14 protein-coding genes are annotated in these 16,943 nt (G+C 61.2%); 7 read left to right on the forward strand and 7 right to left on the reverse strand.

All coding sequences use genetic code 11. The annotated features are described in order from the left end of the window. The first annotated feature begins 40 nt into the window (after positions 1–40). Complete coding sequence (locus JOE62_RS03080) at positions 41–1,291, forward strand: glycoside hydrolase family 3 N-terminal domain-containing protein (RefSeq protein ID WP_204720245.1); 1,251 nt, start codon at positions 41–43, stop codon at positions 1,289–1,291. Positions 1,292–1,382: 91 nt separating this feature from the next. On the opposite strand, the gene JOE62_RS03085 is transcribed toward JOE62_RS03080, so the two are convergent. The 5 genes from JOE62_RS03085 to JOE62_RS03105 all read right to left on the reverse strand — a co-directional run bounded on the left by JOE62_RS03085 (position 1,383) and on the right by JOE62_RS03105 (position 8,175). Continuing rightward, positions 1,383–4,454, reverse strand: coding sequence for a S8 family serine peptidase (locus tag JOE62_RS03085; protein WP_338085734.1), 3,072 nt, complete (start codon positions 4,452–4,454; stop codon positions 1,383–1,385). Between the two features lie 564 nt (positions 4,455–5,018). After that, positions 5,019–5,507, reverse strand: a complete 489-nt coding sequence (locus JOE62_RS03090) for an FBP domain-containing protein (RefSeq protein ID WP_204720249.1) — start codon at positions 5,505–5,507, stop codon at positions 5,019–5,021. A gap of 363 nt (positions 5,508–5,870) precedes the next feature. Beyond that, complete coding sequence (locus tag JOE62_RS03095) at positions 5,871–6,692, reverse strand: hydroxymethylpyrimidine/phosphomethylpyrimidine kinase (RefSeq protein WP_204720251.1); 822 nt, start codon at positions 6,690–6,692, stop codon at positions 5,871–5,873. 36 nt (positions 6,693–6,728) lie between these two features. Continuing rightward, entirely contained in the window at positions 6,729–7,343 is a 615-nt protein-coding gene (locus JOE62_RS03100) for a hypothetical protein (protein WP_149596212.1), read from the reverse strand. A 124-nt stretch (positions 7,344–7,467) separates the two neighbouring features. After that, on the reverse strand, positions 7,468–8,175 hold the full coding sequence (locus JOE62_RS03105) for a TetR/AcrR family transcriptional regulator (protein ID WP_204720252.1): 708 nt from the start codon (positions 8,173–8,175) through the stop codon (positions 7,468–7,470). 356 nt (positions 8,176–8,531) lie between these two features. Here JOE62_RS03105 and JOE62_RS03110 point away from each other — a divergent pair, with 356 nt between their 5' ends. The 4 genes from JOE62_RS03110 (at position 8,532) to JOE62_RS03125 (ending at position 12,061) form a co-directional block, all read left to right on the forward strand. Continuing rightward, complete coding sequence (locus tag JOE62_RS03110) at positions 8,532–9,242, forward strand: queuosine precursor transporter (RefSeq protein WP_149596214.1); 711 nt, start codon at positions 8,532–8,534, stop codon at positions 9,240–9,242. 66 nt (positions 9,243–9,308) lie between these two features. After that, positions 9,309–10,004, forward strand: coding sequence for an ABC transporter ATP-binding protein (locus tag JOE62_RS03115; protein ID WP_204720254.1), 696 nt, complete (start codon positions 9,309–9,311; stop codon positions 10,002–10,004). Next, on the forward strand, positions 9,994–11,592 hold the full coding sequence (locus JOE62_RS03120; protein WP_204720256.1) for a DUF6297 family protein: 1,599 nt from the start codon (positions 9,994–9,996) through the stop codon (positions 11,590–11,592). Before JOE62_RS03115 ends, JOE62_RS03120 begins: the two co-directional genes overlap by 11 nt. Before the next feature lie 22 nt (positions 11,593–11,614). Then, positions 11,615–12,061, forward strand: a complete 447-nt coding sequence (locus JOE62_RS03125) for a GNAT family N-acetyltransferase (RefSeq protein ID WP_239543162.1) — start codon at positions 11,615–11,617, stop codon at positions 12,059–12,061. 79 nt (positions 12,062–12,140) lie between these two features. On the opposite strand, the gene tgt is transcribed toward JOE62_RS03125, so the two are convergent. Beyond that, positions 12,141–13,439 (reverse strand): tRNA guanosine(34) transglycosylase Tgt, encoded by a 1,299-nt coding sequence (gene tgt / locus JOE62_RS03130; protein WP_038992496.1) that lies wholly within the window; start codon positions 13,437–13,439, stop codon positions 12,141–12,143. Between the two features lie 133 nt (positions 13,440–13,572). On the opposite strand from tgt, the gene JOE62_RS03135 reads away from it, so the two are divergent. Continuing rightward, entirely contained in the window at positions 13,573–14,670 is a 1,098-nt protein-coding gene (locus JOE62_RS03135) for an FUSC family protein (protein WP_204720260.1), read from the forward strand. On the opposite strand, the gene JOE62_RS03140 is transcribed toward JOE62_RS03135, so the two are convergent. After that, positions 14,667–15,206, reverse strand: coding sequence for an NUDIX hydrolase family protein (locus tag JOE62_RS03140; RefSeq protein ID WP_038992495.1), 540 nt, complete (start codon positions 15,204–15,206; stop codon positions 14,667–14,669). The genes JOE62_RS03135 and JOE62_RS03140 overlap by 4 nt on opposite strands. A 209-nt stretch (positions 15,207–15,415) precedes the next feature. On the opposite strand from JOE62_RS03140, the gene JOE62_RS03145 reads away from it, so the two are divergent. After that, the gene (locus tag JOE62_RS03145; RefSeq protein ID WP_204720262.1) at positions 15,416–16,864 is read left to right on the forward strand and encodes a DHA2 family efflux MFS transporter permease subunit; all 1,449 of its coding nucleotides are present in this window, start codon (positions 15,416–15,418) and stop codon (positions 16,862–16,864) included. Positions 16,865–16,943: the final 79 nt, after the last annotated feature.

The following is a 16,943-nucleotide window of genomic DNA, read 5'->3' on the forward strand; positions in this document are numbered from 1 at the left end:
CAGTTTCCGGTGGGAAGATGAATTCATGATAAACCGTGCCATGCAGATCATGTCAGCCGGAATCCTGATGACAGCGATGCTCGCCAGCTGCAGTGCGCCGAATGCCGGAGAACCAGCTCCAAGCACGCCCGCCCCCAGCGCCAGCAGCCCGAGCCGCACGAGTGCGCCCGCGCAGCCGGACTCTTCAAGCCCGTCGAGCACTGCTGGCGTGGAGGAGAGTTCAACCCCTAGCCAGAGCAAGGAACCTTCGCTGCGCCAGCAAGCCGAAGAATTGGTTGACGAGCTGAGCGCCAGCGAGCAGGCAGCGAGCCTGGTGATGGCAGGCGTTGCGGCAACAGGCGCATCCGCTGCGGAAATTTCAGCGATGAAGAAGCAGGGGATTTCAAATGTCTTCCTGCGCGGGCGTTCCCAGCTCACGGTCCAGCAGACTGCTGCTCAGGTCCGAAAAATTACCCAGAGCCTGGAATCCAGCATTCCCGGGCAGCTGCCGGTCTGGGTGGCCACCGATCAGGAGGGAGGCTTTGTCCGGGTGCTCCAGGGAGCAGGCTTTGCCGAACTGCCCACGGCGTTGAAGCAGGGCCAGTGGTCCACCTCAAAGCTGGAACGCGAAGTGGGAACCGCCGGAAAGCAGCTGGCTGAAGCCGGTATCAACGTCAATCTGGCTCCGGTGGCTGACGTAGTTCCATCCAGCATCGGCACCAGCAACGCACCCATCGGCTACTTCGGCCGCGAGTACGCCCATGACGCCGCGGGTGTTTCCAAAGCCGTCGCAACGGTCAATGAAGTGCTGCACGCCCAAGGGGTGCAACCGGTGGTCAAGCACTTCCCAGGATTGGGCAGGGTTGCCGAGAATACCGATACCAATACCGGGGTGACAGATACGAAGATCGGTGCGGACTCCAGCGATCTGCAGCCATTCGAGCAGGCTATCGAGCAGGGCAAGTCCTGGGTCATGGTCTCCAATGCCCGCTATGCGCGGCTCGATACGAAGAATGATGCGCCGTTCTCCTCGAAGATCATCACCGGTTTGCTGCGTGGGCAAATGGGCTACGACGGTATCGTGATTTCCGATGATCTCTGCGAAGCCAAGCAGGTCGGCCACGTGCCGGTGGGTGAGCGCGCAGTGAAATTCATTGCCGCTGGCGGAACTGTTCCATTATGCGTGAATTCGGCTCCGGCCATCACCATGGCCAAAACGCTGGCTGCCGAAGCGAAATCCGACGGCAAATTCGCGGGCAAGCTCAGGGAAGCCGCAGTGCTGATCTTGGAAGAGAAGCTGCGCAGCCAATAGGCCATGGGACGGAATCTTAAAAGTGATAGGCCCGGAGCTCTTCCTTACTCGCTAGGAAGTGCCCCGGGCCTGGTTTTGGGAGACGTAAGGCCTACTTCTTGCCCTTCGTCTTTCCGTCAGTCACGTCCAGAACCTGGGCGCGGTCGCCGCTGCCGTTGTGCAGGTGCAGCAGCAGCGCCTTCGATGCCTTGGAGCTGTCAGCAACAGTTACCGGGATGTTGGTGCCGGATAGATCGGTGAACAGGGTGCCCTCCGCACCGAAATCAACCTGTGGCGTCGCCACGTTGAAATCGATCCAGTCGGTCTGGTCAACCGGGATCATTGCACCGTTCTCATCGGTGTTGTACCAGGAGTAGCCCAGAACACGGTAGGAGATCTCTGCCGAATCCTCATCGAGTCCCAGTGCCGCCAAGGAGATCGGGAAGATCGCCGCGTTGGTGTCGAAGGTGTTGGTATCGACATCGCCCAGCACTCCGTTCACCGGCTGCAGGTCAACCTGCTCGCCGGTGGCGAGATTGAAGGTCGCCGCCAGGTCCAGGTCCACTTCATCAAATGCCGCATTGAAGGTCACGAAGTCGGCTTTGCCGTCGCCATTGGTATCGATCTCGACATCCAGCTCGGTGCCGCCGGCCAGGTGGGCCCAGTTTTCCCAGGTGGAGATGCCGATATTCAACAGTCCGTCAGCGATGCCGGTGCGGCCCGCGGTGCTCGAAGCGCCAACGTGCTGCAGGTCCATCGAGCGGGCAGCTGGGATGCTGTCCAGCGAGTCATCGCCGCGTTCGCTCGAAGCGCCGAGCTCGAAAGCGCCGAGCAGCGAGGTGACCGAGGTAGCGCCCTCGCCTGCGGTGATGTCCTTGCCCTTCAGGCTCAGGCTGGTGGTATCCGCGCCCTTCTTCAGCTTCTTGAGCTTGCCTTCCATGTCAGCAGCCAGCTTTGGTGCTGCCTGGACTGGAATGCGCAGGGTTGGGGCATCGTTGGCAGTCAGCTCGACACGGCCGGTTGCATCGGCGACCCAGGCACGGGCTAATCCGGACTGGCTGGTAGCCATGGTCGGATCGATGGTCTTGGCCCACTGCTTCGGGTCGACCTTCAGGGTGACATTCAGCTTGGCGCTGCCACCGGCCGGCACGGTGACGCTGCTGCGATCCAGGGTGAAGGTTGCACCCGGGATCTCGGTAGCTGCCACGTAGTTGGCATCGTAGGTCTGCGCCTTGCCGCTGGTGTTCTCGATGGTGATTTCCCGCTTCGCGGTGAACGGCTTCTTGCCGTCCAGTTCCATGACGCCGAAGACCACGCTGGTCAGGTCCGCTGCTTCGGAATCGTAGGCGAAGGCAGGAGTCTGCAGTGCCGCATCGGCCATGACGCGACCGGAACCAACACGGTTAGGACCGTAGGCTTCGCCGTCGGCGTCCTTGATGTCGGTGGCCGCGGTGTTCATGATGATGCTCTTGGCTTCGTACGGGGTGTAGTCGGTGCCTTCCAGCACCAGTGCGGCGATGCCAGCGACCAGCGGGGTCGCCATCGAGGTACCGGTCATCACGGCAGTGCCGGTACCGGTGCCGACGCCAACCGAGCCGATCTGGGTGCCTGGGGCAGCCACATCCGGCTTGACCACGCCGTTGGAACCGTGGACGCCACGCGAGGAGGAAGAATTCAACGTGTCGCCAACGCCGGACTCGCTGGAGGAACCGCCAACGAATTCAGGGGACAGGGTCACCTTCAGCGTGCCCGCTTCAGCTGCTGGACGCAGCCGATTCGACTCGTCCAAGGTGAACTGCGCACCCGGGATGGTCGCGTTGCCGGCGATGCCCGCATCGAATAGGTTGCTTTCTGCATCCAAGAGGACGCCGGTGGCACCGGCGGCTTCAGCGTTGTTGAAGCGGACGCCGGAACCGCAAGGGAACTCGCCGCCTTCGCTCCACTGCAGCCAAACCCACTTGCCTTCCAGCGAACCCTCTTCGAACGCCTCGCAACCGAATGCGTTATCGGCCGGAGCCATCACCGCTTCTCCGGACAGGGCAGCCGGATCAGCGTTGGTGTAGTTGAAGTTTGCCGAGTACTGGCCCGAGGCCGAGCCGGCAACATCTTCTGGAGCGTCAATCTGGATCTTGTCCAGGGTGACGTGCGAGCCGACGGAGTTGGCGACGGTCAGCGAGGAACGGGAGTTGCCCGGGGAGCCGCCCACGTCGGTGACATCGCCGGCGTTGCCGGAAGCGACAACCGAGAGGATGCCGGCTGCGCTCAGGGCGTCGACAATGTCGTTTTCAGGGTCATTGGCCGGGGAATGATCCGACCCGAGGGACATGTTGACCACGTCGGCACGGTCGGAGAAGTCGCCGTCGCCATTCGGGTCGAGGACGTAGTCCAGCGCCTGGCCGACGACGGCGGAGGAGCCGCCGCAACCGAAGACGCGGATGCCGATGAGCTGTGCGTCAGGAGCCGAGCCAGGGCCGACCTTCATCTCTGCCAGTGCGTCGGCGTCCAGCGAGGAGTAGTCCCCGGTGAAGGTCGAGCCATCGGCGTTGACGCCGTAGCCTGCGGTGGTGCCGGCAACGTGGGAGCCGTGCCCGGCGGCCTGGCAGTCAAGCGGGTTCGGGTCCGGATGGGGAATTGGCTGGTAGGTGGGGTCGTCGGAGTTGGCGTTGTAGTCATCGCCGACCAGGTCCCAGCCGCCAATGAACTTGTCGGGGTCGATCAGGCCGGAGTCTGCGCTGGGCAGCTCTTCAGAGGCCTGGGCTTCCTTGTAGGCCTCCAGGGTGCCCGGGCCGCCGAAGCTGGCGTGGGTGTAGTCCACGCCGGTGTCCAGCACGGCCACCTTGACGCCTTCGCCGGTCTTGTCCAGGGCCTTCCAGGATTCCAGGGCTCCGGTGTCAACTACCGAGCTGCGGTTTGAAGGCTTCTTGGGAACGATGGAGCTGATCTTGGCAACGTCGCTGCGCTCGGCCAGCTTGCGCAGGTCTGCGGCATCGCCGGTCAGGGCGACACCCTGCAGTGCGTTATGCGTGGTGTAGATGACCTTCGAGTTGGACTCGGCGGCCAGCTTCTTGCCCTTGGCCTTGACCTCCTTGTCCATCTTCTTGACCTTGGCGGCATCCTTCTTCTTGCCGGACTTCTTCACCGTCTCGAAGGCGCCATCGCCTTGGAGCTGAACGTAAACCGACACCTCGCCAGTAGCTTTGGCAAGCGGTCCGGAGACTTTCAAATTGGAGAGCGCTGATGAATTGGTGATTGGCAGGGAAGCGGCGTTTTCGCCGTCGCCTGGTTGGGGGATTCCTGCTGCGCTTGCCGGTCCTGAGAGGGTAACGGCCAATGCAAGTGCAGTGGCTGATCCCAAAATCAGGCGCGGCACTCTCTGCGTGCGGCGAGTGACCATGATTCTCCTAGCTGGGCTGGATAGCGGTACTGCTCCCGTCATGGGCGGGCGACATTAAAGCAGTGTGAGCCTTGATGATCGTCCGGGGTAAACGTCCGCTAGTGCGTATACCCCTAGCTGGAATCTTAGGTGACCCAGCTCATATATCAAGGGGTTATTGAATAGTGACCTTTGGCCGGATATCGGGCTGGCTTGGGAATTTCATAATGAAATCCGCGAACCACTGCGACAAACCCGCCCAGCGAGGCCTGATGAGCGCGCTAATCTTTGAGAAAATTTTAGACGCTTTGTTACTCATCAGTTCACTACTTGCTGGGCGGGATGCGCCGGAATCGGCTTGGCTCCTCCTGCCTTCTAGAGGCGGTTCAGGAAGCTATGCACGCGTTCGTCGAGCAGCTGGATTCGCTCGGCAACGACGACCATCGGATCCGGGTAGATCGGATTCTTCGGAGGTGGAATCCGCACGTTGCGGGAGCACTCGAAGTTCAGGCAGATCAAGGTCCCCAAGGTGTTGCCGTCGCGCCCGGCCTGGCCAGCGCGCTTGGTCGTCCACATGCCTACCGCGCAGGGGATATTCACATCGCGGCACATCTCGCACATGGTGGCGTTATTCGGCTTGCGGCCGCCGTCGGTGGGACGCAGCAGGATGCCGCGGGTCCGGCCCGTTCCATCGGTGTGGAGCAGGTAGCCGCGCTGCATCATTTTCGGGTCGCGCCATCCCAGGTAATCGAGCGAATCCCAATCGAGGGAGTCGAAGTTTTCGGGCAGGGTCAATTTCTTCGCTTCTTGGCGGCTGGCGTTGGTGAAGGAAGAGCGGATGGTTTTTTCGGTCAATGGCTGCATGGGAAATCCTCAAATGGTCCGCGGGCACTTTACCGGCGCGCGGAGTCTCTAATCGTTGAAGGCTTTGAGGTCTGCGAGGCATCGAGAATTCGGGGGCGCTAGAACATCGCCCAAGGCAGGTGCCCTAAGCGGAAAATACGTTGACAACCCCGTTCGATGCGCAGACGAACGGGCAGAGCGTCAAAGTGGCTTGCATAGCCGACCGCCCCTTCCTGTGGTTCTCCACGCATTGATTCCGAGCACTTCCGAAATAACGATAGCAAGTGCGGTTGGCTTAGGCCAATGACTGCGATCACGCTTAAAGCAATTTGCTGGCCACCGCCGTGAACGGCGGTGGCCAGCAACAAGTCCAGCAGCTGGGGCCTAGCGGCGGCCGCCCTGCCACAGTGCGTCAAACGGGGTCTTGCCGGACACGCGGTTGCGGATGCCTTCGGTGACAAACGCCTTGGCGGTGCGGGCAGCTTCCAGAGGGGTCGCGCCCTTGGCCAGCTCTGCGGTGACGGCGGCGGCCAGCGAGCAGCCCGCGCCGGAGACGGCGACTTCGCCAATCTTCTTCTCGCGCAATACCTCAAGGGTGCTGCCGTCGTAGAACACGTCCACGGCGTCTTCGCCGGCGATGCGGACCCCGCCCTTGGCCAGGACCGCTGCACCGGAGACCTCGTGGATCTTCTTGGCGGCTTCGACCAGGTCATCTTCGGTGGTGATCTTGATGCCCGAGAGCTGCTCGGCCTCGAAGTGGTTCGGGGTGACAAACGTGGCCAGCGGCAGCAGCGTGGACTTGAGCGCTTCGTCGGTGTCCAGGGCGTGGCCTGGTTCCTGGCCCTTGCAGATCAGCACCGGATCCAGCAGCACGTTCTCCCAGTCCTGGGACTTCAGCGCAGTGGCGACGGTGTTGATGGTTGACGGCGAGCCCATCATGCCCAGCTTGACCGTGCCGAGCTTGCCCTCGTAGCAGGTCTGGATGGCTTCGAGCTGATCGGCGATGACCTGCTGGTCAACTGGAACGAAGCGGTGGTTCCAGGAATCCTTCGGGTCGAAGGAGACGATGCAGGTCAAGGCCACGATGCCGTAGGTTCCCAGTTCCTGGAAGGTCTTCAGGTCGGCCTGGGCGCCAGCGCCGCCAGTGGCTTCGGAACCGGCGATGGTCAGGGTCATTGCTGGAGAAGCGGTGTTTGTATTAGTCATAGTCTCAATTGCAGGTAGTGCGGGTAGGGAATGGGTTTAGTCGTGCTGCCAGAAGCTGAGCGTTGTTGCCTTGGACCAGCCTTCTGGAAGCTGCTGGGCATGTTCTGCGGTGGCCACCAGCAGCAGCCAAGGCAGTCCATGGCCGAACGCCGCGCCAGCGAAGTTTGCCAGCACTGCACGGCGGGCCGTATCGGGATCTGCAGGAGAGAAAAGGTCCGGGTCGGTGAGCAAGCCGTAGTTCTCGCCGTAGCGCATGCGTCCTCGGGCTACCGGGCGGTCGAAGTCGGTCACCTCGACGACGTCGTAGTTATCCATGGGAGCTTCGAAAAGCCCGGATGTGTCGGCGAGCTTGACTACCTGCTCGACATCGTCAGGCTTGCCGGCCAGCAGGTGCATGGTCGTGCTTTGCTGCCAGCCTGCCTTGGCGAGTTCTGCAGCGGTGCTGTCGTTGGGCGGGCCCAAGAGGATCAAGCGCTGCGCATCCTTTGGCACTGTCCAGGAAGCATCAGGCCAGTAGCGGAGGATTTCCACGTCCTCGCCGTCCTGGTTGACCGAGCGAATCTCATGCTGGTTCGGGAAAGAAGCAATGCGATCACGTAACGTGGCGTAGTCGTGGGTCCAGCTTGGCAGTGCTCGTGCCATTGCGCTCATAGTGCTGCGCTCTCCTTTGGTTCGCTAGGGATCACCTATCGGCATCTTTGACTTTACGCCTTAACCCGCGGTGATACGGAACTCTGTGTCTGGGTGTTTGCCAGCTAGCGCGATGCGCAGCATTTCAGGAGGCCTTGGGCCTTCTTAGCTGGGCAGGTGTCGACTCGGCTGCCTCGGCGAGTTCTGCTGGTCCGGGATCCATCAGTGCGAGGACATCTTCAAAGAGCGAGCGCACCACGGGCAAACGGCAGAGCACGGCAAACTTGGCGGCAACCGGTGCCATATTCTTCATCAGCAGCCTGGAGCGGCGCTGCTGCGGCGACTGATCGAAGGCCCACGCGGAGAAGATCTGGCGGGAGACGAGCAGCAGGAACTTCGGCAGATCCCGTCGGATGCCCATTGGCGGCAATGGGCGGGATCCGGCAACGACTTTCTCCCAGAGCTCCAACTCGATGCGCCAGATCTCGTCGTTGCCCATGTCGCGCGAGAGCATCAAGCGCAGGAATGCCGGCCCGAAATCGTGATACCGGGCCAACGCTTCGACGCCCGAATCGAGCACGGCGCGGATATTAGCTTCGAGCGTGTTGCCTTCATTGAGCATTCCCGAACATTGCTCATATTGCTCCCTGCGCAGGTTGAGCAGCAGTTGGGCAACGATGTCCTCTTTGGACTTGAAGTAGTAGTAGGCATGTGACAGGGAGACCCCTGCCTTCGCGGCAATGGCACGCATGCTCGAGGCCTTATACCCATCCTTGGCAAAGCACTCCAAAGCAGTAGCCAAGAGCTTGGCTTGGGTCTGCTGACCTTTTTCGGTGCGGGGTTGCGTTGTCATGGGGCCTTTGAACGGAAAGCGGGTGGATTCGATTCTAGCAATTATTTGAACGCGTTCAAAAAAGGAAAAATTTAACGCTCAAGTACGGGAGAGCGGTCACTGCTCCATTTGTTTCCTCGAATTCATAGTCCGAAGAATGGCTAGTGAGATATGAATTTCAGAAAATCCTGATTCTCGAAACATGGTTGGCCGGCAACAGGTGAGAACTTGGCCCCAGCTATGCGTGGGATACTTGTTGCGTAAGTGCTAATACAGCGGGACAGCGCGTAGGCATGCAACCCCACCCTTTTGATTCATGGGTCGGGCCGTGCCATGAGGACGATGTTCTGGCGAACCACTTTGACAAGGAAAATTTCATGGGCGATTCCACCGCCGGCAACAATTTGATCCGAACCAAGAACGCGGTATTCGCTTCTTCAGGTTCCCCCTACTTCTCCACGGTGCTCACGTTGATGGGCGCTGTCGTGATTCTCTCGAACATCGGCGCCTCCAAAGGCGTCAGCTTCGGACCGCTCATCACCGATGGCGGCTTCTTCCTCTTCCCGCTGGCCTACATCCTGGGCGACGTCATTTCGGAAGTGTATGGATTGAAGGCAGCCCGCCGTTCGATCCTCGTGACGTTCATCTTGGCATTCTTCGCGGTGTTCTGCTTCTGGATCATGATCCAGCTGCCGGCAGCCGAGTTCTACGACGGGCAGGAAGCTCTTGAACGCACGCTGGGCCCGATCTGGCAGATCGTCGTCGCCTCGGCCTGCGGCTTCCTGGTGGGCCAGTTCGCCAATTCATGGGTGCTGGTCAAACTCAAGGAACGTTCCGGCGAGCGTGGACTGATTCTCCGGCTTATCGGTTCCAGCGGTGTTGGAGAATTCCTGGATACCCTGATCTTCTGCGCCATTGCCGCGCCGGTGATCGGCATCGCCGATGTACCGAGCTTCATCAATTATGTGGTGGTGGGCTTCATCTACAAGACTGCAGTGGAAATCCTGTTCGTTCCGGTGACCTCAATGGTCATCAAATGGTTCAAGAAGCGCGAGCCCGGCTACAGCCAAGCGGCTGTCGAAAGCTGATCATCCTGTGGGCATCATCCGTGAGGGCGATGCCCACAGCTGTATCCGGACATTAGAGTCGAGGATATGCAGACAGGTCAAGACGACACATTCCAGCTGGAAACCAGAGGCCTGGCTATCGGCTATCCCGGCCGGGTAATCTGCGGGCCAATCAACCTGAGGCTGTCTCCGGGCGCTGGCGTGGGAATTATCGGAGCCAATGGCAGCGGGAAATCGACACTGATCCGCACAATCCTGGGGCATCTCATTCCACTTGAAGGCAGCATCTCGTTCCAAGGCCTTCCCGTGGATGAAAGCTCGGCGCATTTTCGCCGTACCGTCGCCGTCCAGATCACCGATGGCGCATTCTTCGACGAACTTACGGTGCGCGAGCATCTGGAAATGGTCGCTCGCGGGCACGGACTTCAGGACTGGGGCCAGGCTGTCCAAGCGGAACTCGACTTCTTTGAAATCACTGCCGTTGCCGGTCATCTGCCCGGCGAGCTGTCTTCCGGCCAGCGTCGCAAGCTGCTGCTGGCCGCGGTCCTGATCCGCCCGGCAGAATTGCTGATTCTCGACGAACCGGAACAGCGCCTGGATCTGCGCATCAGGCACAAGCTCTACCATCGGCTCGCCGGGTTGCGCGGCGGCGGAACAGCGTTGCTGGCGGTGACCCACGATCCGCTCATGCTGCGAAGCTGCATGGACCGGGTACTGCTGCTGGACGCCGACGAGGGCGAGTTGCTTGATCCGCACCGAGGGGCGCAGTGGCTTGAACGCTAGTCCAGCCACCAGCCAAAGCGTTGCCTTCGATCCGAGCGAACTGCTTCATCGAGCCAGGAAGCGCAGGAACTTCGCCGAAAAATTCGACAGCTTTTCCGATGCCTATGTCTGGGTGCTGGCCGCGTTGATTGCGTTGGCCTACCTCTTCAGTGCGCTCTTCGGCATGCTGTTCGTGCTCCTGGGCGAAGGCGTAGCCCACCAAGAGCTGCCCAGCGCCGTTTGGCGCATGCAGGATCTGTCCTTCGTGCTTTTGATGCTGTCAGCTTTGGCAATCTTCAGGCTCATGATTTATCTGGGACCGTGCGGGCTTAGCGCGGCCAAGGCCGACTGGTGGCTGCCGCTGCCGGTCACGCTCCGGGCAATCCGCCGACCGGCGTGGCGAAATGCAATGCTCACTGGGCTCTTCGCAAGCAGCTTCGCAGGCGCGCTGTGGCTGATCGTGATGCTGGGGCTGGCCGGATCGCTCCCGCTTCCAGTCGCTGTCCTGGGGCTCGCCTGCTTTGCGGCGGCCGGGGCAGGGCTTGCCAACGCGGCCACGGCGATCCAAGCAATGAACCGCCAAGCTACTGCACGACGGATCTGCGATGGGGTGGGCCTCGGACTGCTCACCGCGGTGGCGGTGCTGTGGTTGCTCTTGCTGTTCCAGATTCCTTGGGCGCAGGAGCTGGTTGGCGCAGTGGCTGCCGCCACATTGGATCCGGCGGCGTGGCTGTTCGCCTTGCTTGTCGTCCTGGCATTGGGCGCGGTGAGTACGTATTGGGCGTATCGCCATGTCGAACGGATTCCGGGCCCGGCCTTGCGCTTGGCAGGAGAGCACCAGCAACTGGCCATGGGGACGTTGATGCAGGGCGACTCGCGGGGCATCGCAGCTCCGGCGCAGTCCGCCATCAGCCGCAGGATGACCCTGGGCAGCAAGCTCACCGCCGCATTGCCCGTGGCCTGGCGCATCCTCTGCCTGCGCTTGCTGCGGTCAGGCCGCTGGCATCCGGTGGCCGGATTCCTGCTCCTGGCTTTTTCGCTGGCCGCCACGGTCCAGCGGATTGCCAATCCGCTGAGTGCAGCGGCTTTCTACCTGGTGCTCTGCCTGATTCTGACCTTCAGCATTTCCGCGACAATTGCCCCGCTGGTCTCGGAGAAACAGCTGACCCAGCCACTTGGGATATCGGAAGCAGTTCTGGTGCGGGCAGCAACGCTGTACGCGATGCTCTTCTCGGCCATCAGCCTGCTGCTGTTGACCGGAGGGCTGGGACTGGTTGGCATGATCCAGCCGGAGCGTATTTGGCTCTGGATCGCTGCAATCGTGGTTGCCGCGTTGGGATGCGCTGCTGCCAGCATTGCGCATGCAAGGAGAGCCGAACGCGATTGGTCCGCAGTACTCGGGGGAGCGACCAATGACGCGGCCATGGCCACACAGCTCTTCATGGAAACCGCTACGTTTATTCGGGCGGCCGCCACGTTCGCGCCAATCTTCTGCCTGGTGCTCAGCCCGGCTACTCCCATTCCCCCATTGCTGTGGGTTGCCGCGATGCTCTTCGGCGCAAATTCGCTGATTCACGTTGCCGGCAGGAAACTGGGAGATGCGGCGTAGATGGTCTTGTACGATGAACGACATGATTTCCATCTATAAGCCCGATGAGCTATCCATGGATTTGCTCTACTCAATCTTGAAATTGCGGGCCGACGTCTTCATCGCCGAGCAGCGCTCGTGCTATCCGGACATTGACGGCCGCGATCTGGATGCCGGCACGGTGCACCTGATTGTTGCCGAGGACGGAAAAGTGCTGAGCACGGTTCGAATCATGGATATCGACAGCTGCGCTCCGCGCATTGGGCGCGTTGCGACGGCAGCGGAGGCCCGCGGCCGCGGCCTTGCCGGGGAACTCATGCAACGTGCCGTGGACCTGTGCGCCCCGGATGCGCAGATCCAGCTTAGCGCCCAGACCCAGCTGGAGGGCTGGTATGGCAAGTTCGGGTTCCAGCGTTCCGGGGAAGACTATGATGACGACGGGATCATGCATTTGCCGATGATCCGCGCAGGGCAGGGCATTCCAGCCTAGAAAAGACCGAGGCATCGGTTCTCCACGCGCTGGCTGGCGCGTTCAGAACCGATGCCTTGGCTGTTCTAGGAATCCTCGTCTACTGGGTAACTGGCTGGCCCTGCGGATCGGGCTTGCCAGCGTAGTAGCTGGAGAGCACCTTGTCCTTCAGTTCGAAGAAGGTTCCGTCTTCGATGGCCTGGCGCGCGGACTCGACCAGCGAAACAGTGAACTGCTCATTGTGGATGGAAATCAACGTGTGGCTGAGCAGTTCCTTGGACTTGTACAGGTGGTGGATGTAGGCTCGGGTGAAGTTTCTGCAGGCATAGCACTCGCAGCCTTCCACCAGCGGGGTGAAGTCGCGCTTGTAGCGTGCACCTGAAAGGTTGAAGCGGCCCCAGGGGGTGTAGAACGCCGAGTTGCGGGCCACGCGGGTGGGCGAGACGCAGTCAAAGGTGTCAGCGCCGTTCTCAATGGCGGTGAAGATGTCATCCGGCTCGGAAATGCCCAGCAGGTGGCGTGGCTTGTTCTCGGGCAGTTCTTCGGCGCACCAGCCGACGATGGTTCCCAGGTTCTCCTTTTCCAAGGCGCCGCCGATGCCGAAGCCGTCGAAGGCCATGGCTCCCAGATCCTGGCAGGCCTTGCGGCGCAGGTCTTCGTACTGGGCGCCCTGGATGACTCCGAACAGCGCCTGGTAATCCTTGCCCGCCCGGGAATCTGTCAGGGCGAAGTGCTCGGCAATGCAGCGCTCGGCCCAGCGCCGGGTGCGCTCCAGGGACTCGACCTGGTAGCCGCGGGAATTCTGCAGGGTGGTCAGCTCGTCGAAGGCGAACATGATGTCCGCGCCGATCTGGTGCTGCACGCCCATGGAGATCTCAGGGGAGAAGCGGTGCTTGGTGCCGTCGAGGTGGGACTTGAACCAGACGCCGTCCTCATCCACATTGGCCAGGCGTTCCTTGCCCGGAGCCACAGCATCATCCGGACCCGACTGGTCGACGGACTTCATGTCGATGACCTTCTTGAAGCCCGAACCCAGGCTCATGACCTGGAATCCGCCCGAATCGGTGAAGGTTGGACCTTCCCAGCCCATGAACTTGCCCAGGCCGCCGGCCTCATCGAGGATGTCCGCCCCCGGCTGCAGGTACAGGTGGTAGGCATTGGACAGCACTGCCTGCGCGCCAAGCTCCTCGACCTGAACGGGGGTGACCGCCTTGACGGTGGCTTTGGTGCCTACAGCAATGAACGCTGGCGTCTTGATTTCGCCGTGCGGGGTACGGATCACGCCGGTACGCCCGAGCATCGGGGAACCGTCTTCAGCGGTCAGCCGGGTTCCGACTTCAAAGCCGAATTCGTTCTGGCGGGCATGCGGGGCACTGGGGTCAAAGTTTTTTTCGGGCACGTAACAAGTTTGCCGTATTAATCGCGCGGTGAGGAAAACGACAGGGTCAATGTGCGCCAAAACCTAACGTGTCACAAGGCAAAGCGCGAATAATGGGGCATACGTGTTGTGTCCAACGCGACGGAAGGAAGATGTGGCCCTGCAGAATCTGAAGGAGTCCGCCAAGGCGCTGGTGACGCTGGGGCCTGCCCGCAAAGACCACTGGATCGGCTTGCGCACTGGAGTAGGTGTTTTTGCGCCACTGCTTGCCCTTTTCGCGATTGACCGGCTGGACCTGGTGGTCTTTGCCGTTTTCGGTGCCTTCACCGGCGTGTATGGGCGCGTGGATGGCTACTGGAACCGCTTGCGGATGCAGGTCCGTTCCGGTGCCTTGTTCTTCGCGGTGATTGCCTTGGCGCTGGCCGCTTCCCACTGGTGGATCGACCATTCGGACCCCGGGATCAAGCAGTGGCAAGTCGTTGGCGCGACGACCCTCGTTGCCGGTGCCTGTTCGGTGCTGGTCGGTTTCATGCGGTTGCGGCCTGGCGGTTCGCTGTTCCACATCTTCGCCTTTGCGGCGATTGCCTCGATTCCTGGGCCCGTGCCCTTTGGCGAGGCCCTGCTCGTGGTGGGCTTGACGATCTTGCTGTCGATAGCCATCGGCGCTGCCGGGGCGCTCGGGCAGTGGACCAGCCTGTGGAAGCGCACCCCGTTGCCGCCGCTGTCGGATAACGTCCGCAAAGCTATCTGGTGGGAAGGGCTGTTCTATATCCTGACGGCCGGCGTCGCCGGTGCCCTGGCCAATACCTTGGGCAACAGCCTGGAAGCCGGGCACAACTACTGGGCGATGGTGGCCGCGGTGGTTCCCCTGGTTGGGCACACCACTAGCCTGCGCATCCGGCGCGGCATGCACCGTATGCTCGGCACCTTGGTGGGCGTGATCCTGATGGCGATCTTGATCTTCCTGAATCCGCAGGTGTGGATCCTGCTTGCCTTCATCGGCTTCTGCCAGTTCATGGCCGAGCTGCTGGTCATGCGCAACTACTTCTTGGCGCAGGTCTTCATTACCCCGATGGCACTGGTAGGTGTCTCGCTGGCCACAGGCCTGAGCGGCTCGGTGATGTACGACCGCGTGGTCGAAACACTGATCGGCTGCATCGTGGGCATGCTCGGCGTGCTCTTGGGAAGCTGGGTCGGATCGATCGTAAAGCGTCGTCAGGGAATCGTCCCCAAGGGCGGAAAACAGAACTAGATATTCACTCCGACGTGGGCTAATGCCTGACGGAGAATATTTTCACGGCCGCCCGCGAACTCGCCCTGAATATCCGAGCTGAGCGCTTCGGTTGGCGAAAGCCAGGTCAGTTCCAAGGCGTCGGAGCGCGGGCTGGTCTCGCCGCGGACCGGCACGATGTAGCACATGGACACTGCGTGCTGGCGATCATCGGTCAGGCCGGTTTCGCTCGGTGCCGGGAAGTACTCGGCAACGGTGAATGGCACCGGTGAGGCCGGAAGCTGCGGCAGCACCATGGTGCCCAGATCCTTTTCGATGTGGCGGATCAACGCTGCGCGAATGGTCTCGCGGTACATCACCCGGCCCGAAACGAAGGTGCGCAGCATGCGGCCATCGTCATCGCCGGTCAGCAGCAGGCCGACCTCATTGACGTAGCCCAGCGGATCCAGGCGCACGGGAATGGCCTCGACGTAGAGCATCGGCAGGCGCTGGCGTGCCTCGTAGAGGTCTTCCTCGGAGAGCCATCCAGGGTATGGGTCAGGTGTGCGCACGTTCATGGTTCTATCTTGGTACACAAACCCCCGACATTCCATGAAGCTGGATCTGTGTTGCTGAACTCACTGATGCGGATTTCCCGCAACCCTAGTGCGCCGCATTCCCAAGCGATAAAATCGGTAGAGCTATTTGAATTTCTAGTCCGGCGAACAGTTGCAGGCATCAAATGGCATTTCCTTTTTCCGAATCCTCGTGGAAGCAGATTCCTGCCGTGACGAACGCTCCAGAACGACTGAGCAAACAGAATTTCACCACGATTGCGGTGCTGATTGTTTCCAGCTTCGTGGTCATCCTGAACGAAACCATCATGAATGTGGCCCTGCCTGTGCTGATGGTTGAATTCAATGTCACCGCCGACGCAATTCAGTGGCTGTCAACCATCTTCATGCTGACCATGGCCGTGGTCATTCCAATGACCGGCTTCTTGCTGCAGCGGATGAGCATACGCAATGTCTTCGTCTTGGCTATGGGCCTGTTCACCCTCGGCACCCTGCTGGCTGCCGCTGCCCCGGGCCTGGGCATCCTGCTGCTGGCCCGCGTCATCCAGGCCAGCGGTACCGCCATCATGATGCCGCTGCTGATGACCACCATTTTGCATCTGGTCCCGGCCGAGCGCCGCGGCGTGCTGATGGGCAACGTCTCCATCGTGATCTCCGTAGCTCCGGCCATCGGCCCGACGCTCTCCGGCCTGATCCTGCAGTTCCTCTCGTGGCGGTTCATGTTCATCGTGATCATCCCGATCGCTGTAGCGGCACTGCTGATTGGTACTCCGCGACTTTCCAAGGACGTCGACGGCGCCTCGACTCCGCTGTCCGTTCCTTCCTTGATCTTGGCGATCCCGGGATTCGGCGGACTGGTCTACGGACTGAGCGGCCTATCGGCAGGAATCACCCCGCTGAACCTGGGCATCCTGGTCGGCGCGGTCCTGTGCCTGGTCGCCTTCGTCTTCCTGCAGCTGAACCTGCAGAAGGAGGACAAGGCGCTGCTGGATTTGCGTCCGCTGAATTACAAGGATTTCACCCTTTCGCTGGTGCTGATGATGTTCTCGATGATTTCGCTGTTCGGCGTGATTATCCTGCTGCCGATGTTCTTCACCAGCGTGCTGGGCATTGAGACCCTGACCACCGGCCTGATCATGCTTCCGGGCGGCCTGCTGATGGGCATCCTGGCACCGATGGTCGGCAAGCTCTACGACAAGGTCGGCGCCCGTCCGCTGATCGTTCCCGGCGCCGTGGTGCTGCTGGTATCCCTGCTTGGGTACGCCATGATCCTGAACGCGAATACCCCGATTTGGCTGCTGGTTGTCATGCACCTGGTGATGAGCTTGGGCCTGGCCTTCATCTTCACCCCGGCGTTCACCACTGCGCTGAACCCGTTGCCGCACAGCCTGCACTCGCATGGTTCGGCCCTGCTGTCCACCTTGCAGCAGTTGGCTGGCGCCATGGGCACCGCGCTGCTCGTTGGCGTTGTCGCCGCGGCCACCGCCTCGAAGATCGCGGACGGTGTCGACCCGTTAACCGCTTCGGTTGAAGGCTTCCAGCCTGGCTTCCTGGTTGGTGCCGCCTGCAGCGTGGGCATCGTGGTCATCGGCTTCCTGCTCGGCGGGAAGAACAAGTCCGTTGCCGCTGCAGCCGAACCTGCAAAGGTTCCGAGCCACTAGGCATCAGAAGCGTGCGAGAGCCGCTGGATCCCATCAAGGGATCCAGCGGTTTTTCCATGCCTGCTGGCAAGCTTCTTCG

This window comes from Glutamicibacter nicotianae, from assembly GCF_016907615.1.
In the GTDB taxonomy this organism is placed as follows: domain Bacteria; phylum Actinomycetota; class Actinomycetes; order Actinomycetales; family Micrococcaceae; genus Glutamicibacter; species Glutamicibacter nicotianae.

What these genes read in the sequence shown, in the direction of transcription:
- JOE62_RS03140 (WP_038992495.1), bottom strand. Translation starts at nt 15,206, where the DNA reads ATGAACGTGCGCACACCTGACCCATACCCTGGATGGCTCTCCGAGGAA.
- JOE62_RS03105 (WP_204720252.1), bottom strand. Translation starts at nt 8,175, where the DNA reads ATGACAACGCAACCCCGCACCGAAAAAGGTCAGCAGACCCAAGCCAAG.
- JOE62_RS03095 (WP_204720251.1), bottom strand. Translation starts at nt 6,692, where the DNA reads ATGACTAATACAAACACCGCTTCTCCAGCAATGACCCTGACCATCGCC.
- JOE62_RS03100 (WP_149596212.1), bottom strand. Translation starts at nt 7,343, where the DNA reads ATGAGCGCAATGGCACGAGCACTGCCAAGCTGGACCCACGACTACGCC.
- JOE62_RS03080 (WP_204720245.1), top strand. Translation starts at nt 41, where the DNA reads ATGCAGATCATGTCAGCCGGAATCCTGATGACAGCGATGCTCGCCAGC.
- JOE62_RS03110 (WP_149596214.1), top strand. Translation starts at nt 8,532, where the DNA reads ATGGGCGATTCCACCGCCGGCAACAATTTGATCCGAACCAAGAACGCG.
- JOE62_RS03090 (WP_204720249.1), bottom strand. Translation starts at nt 5,507, where the DNA reads ATGCAGCCATTGACCGAAAAAACCATCCGCTCTTCCTTCACCAACGCC.
- JOE62_RS03115 (WP_204720254.1), top strand. Translation starts at nt 9,309, where the DNA reads ATGCAGACAGGTCAAGACGACACATTCCAGCTGGAAACCAGAGGCCTG.
- JOE62_RS03125 (WP_239543162.1), top strand. Translation starts at nt 11,615, where the DNA reads ATGATTTCCATCTATAAGCCCGATGAGCTATCCATGGATTTGCTCTAC.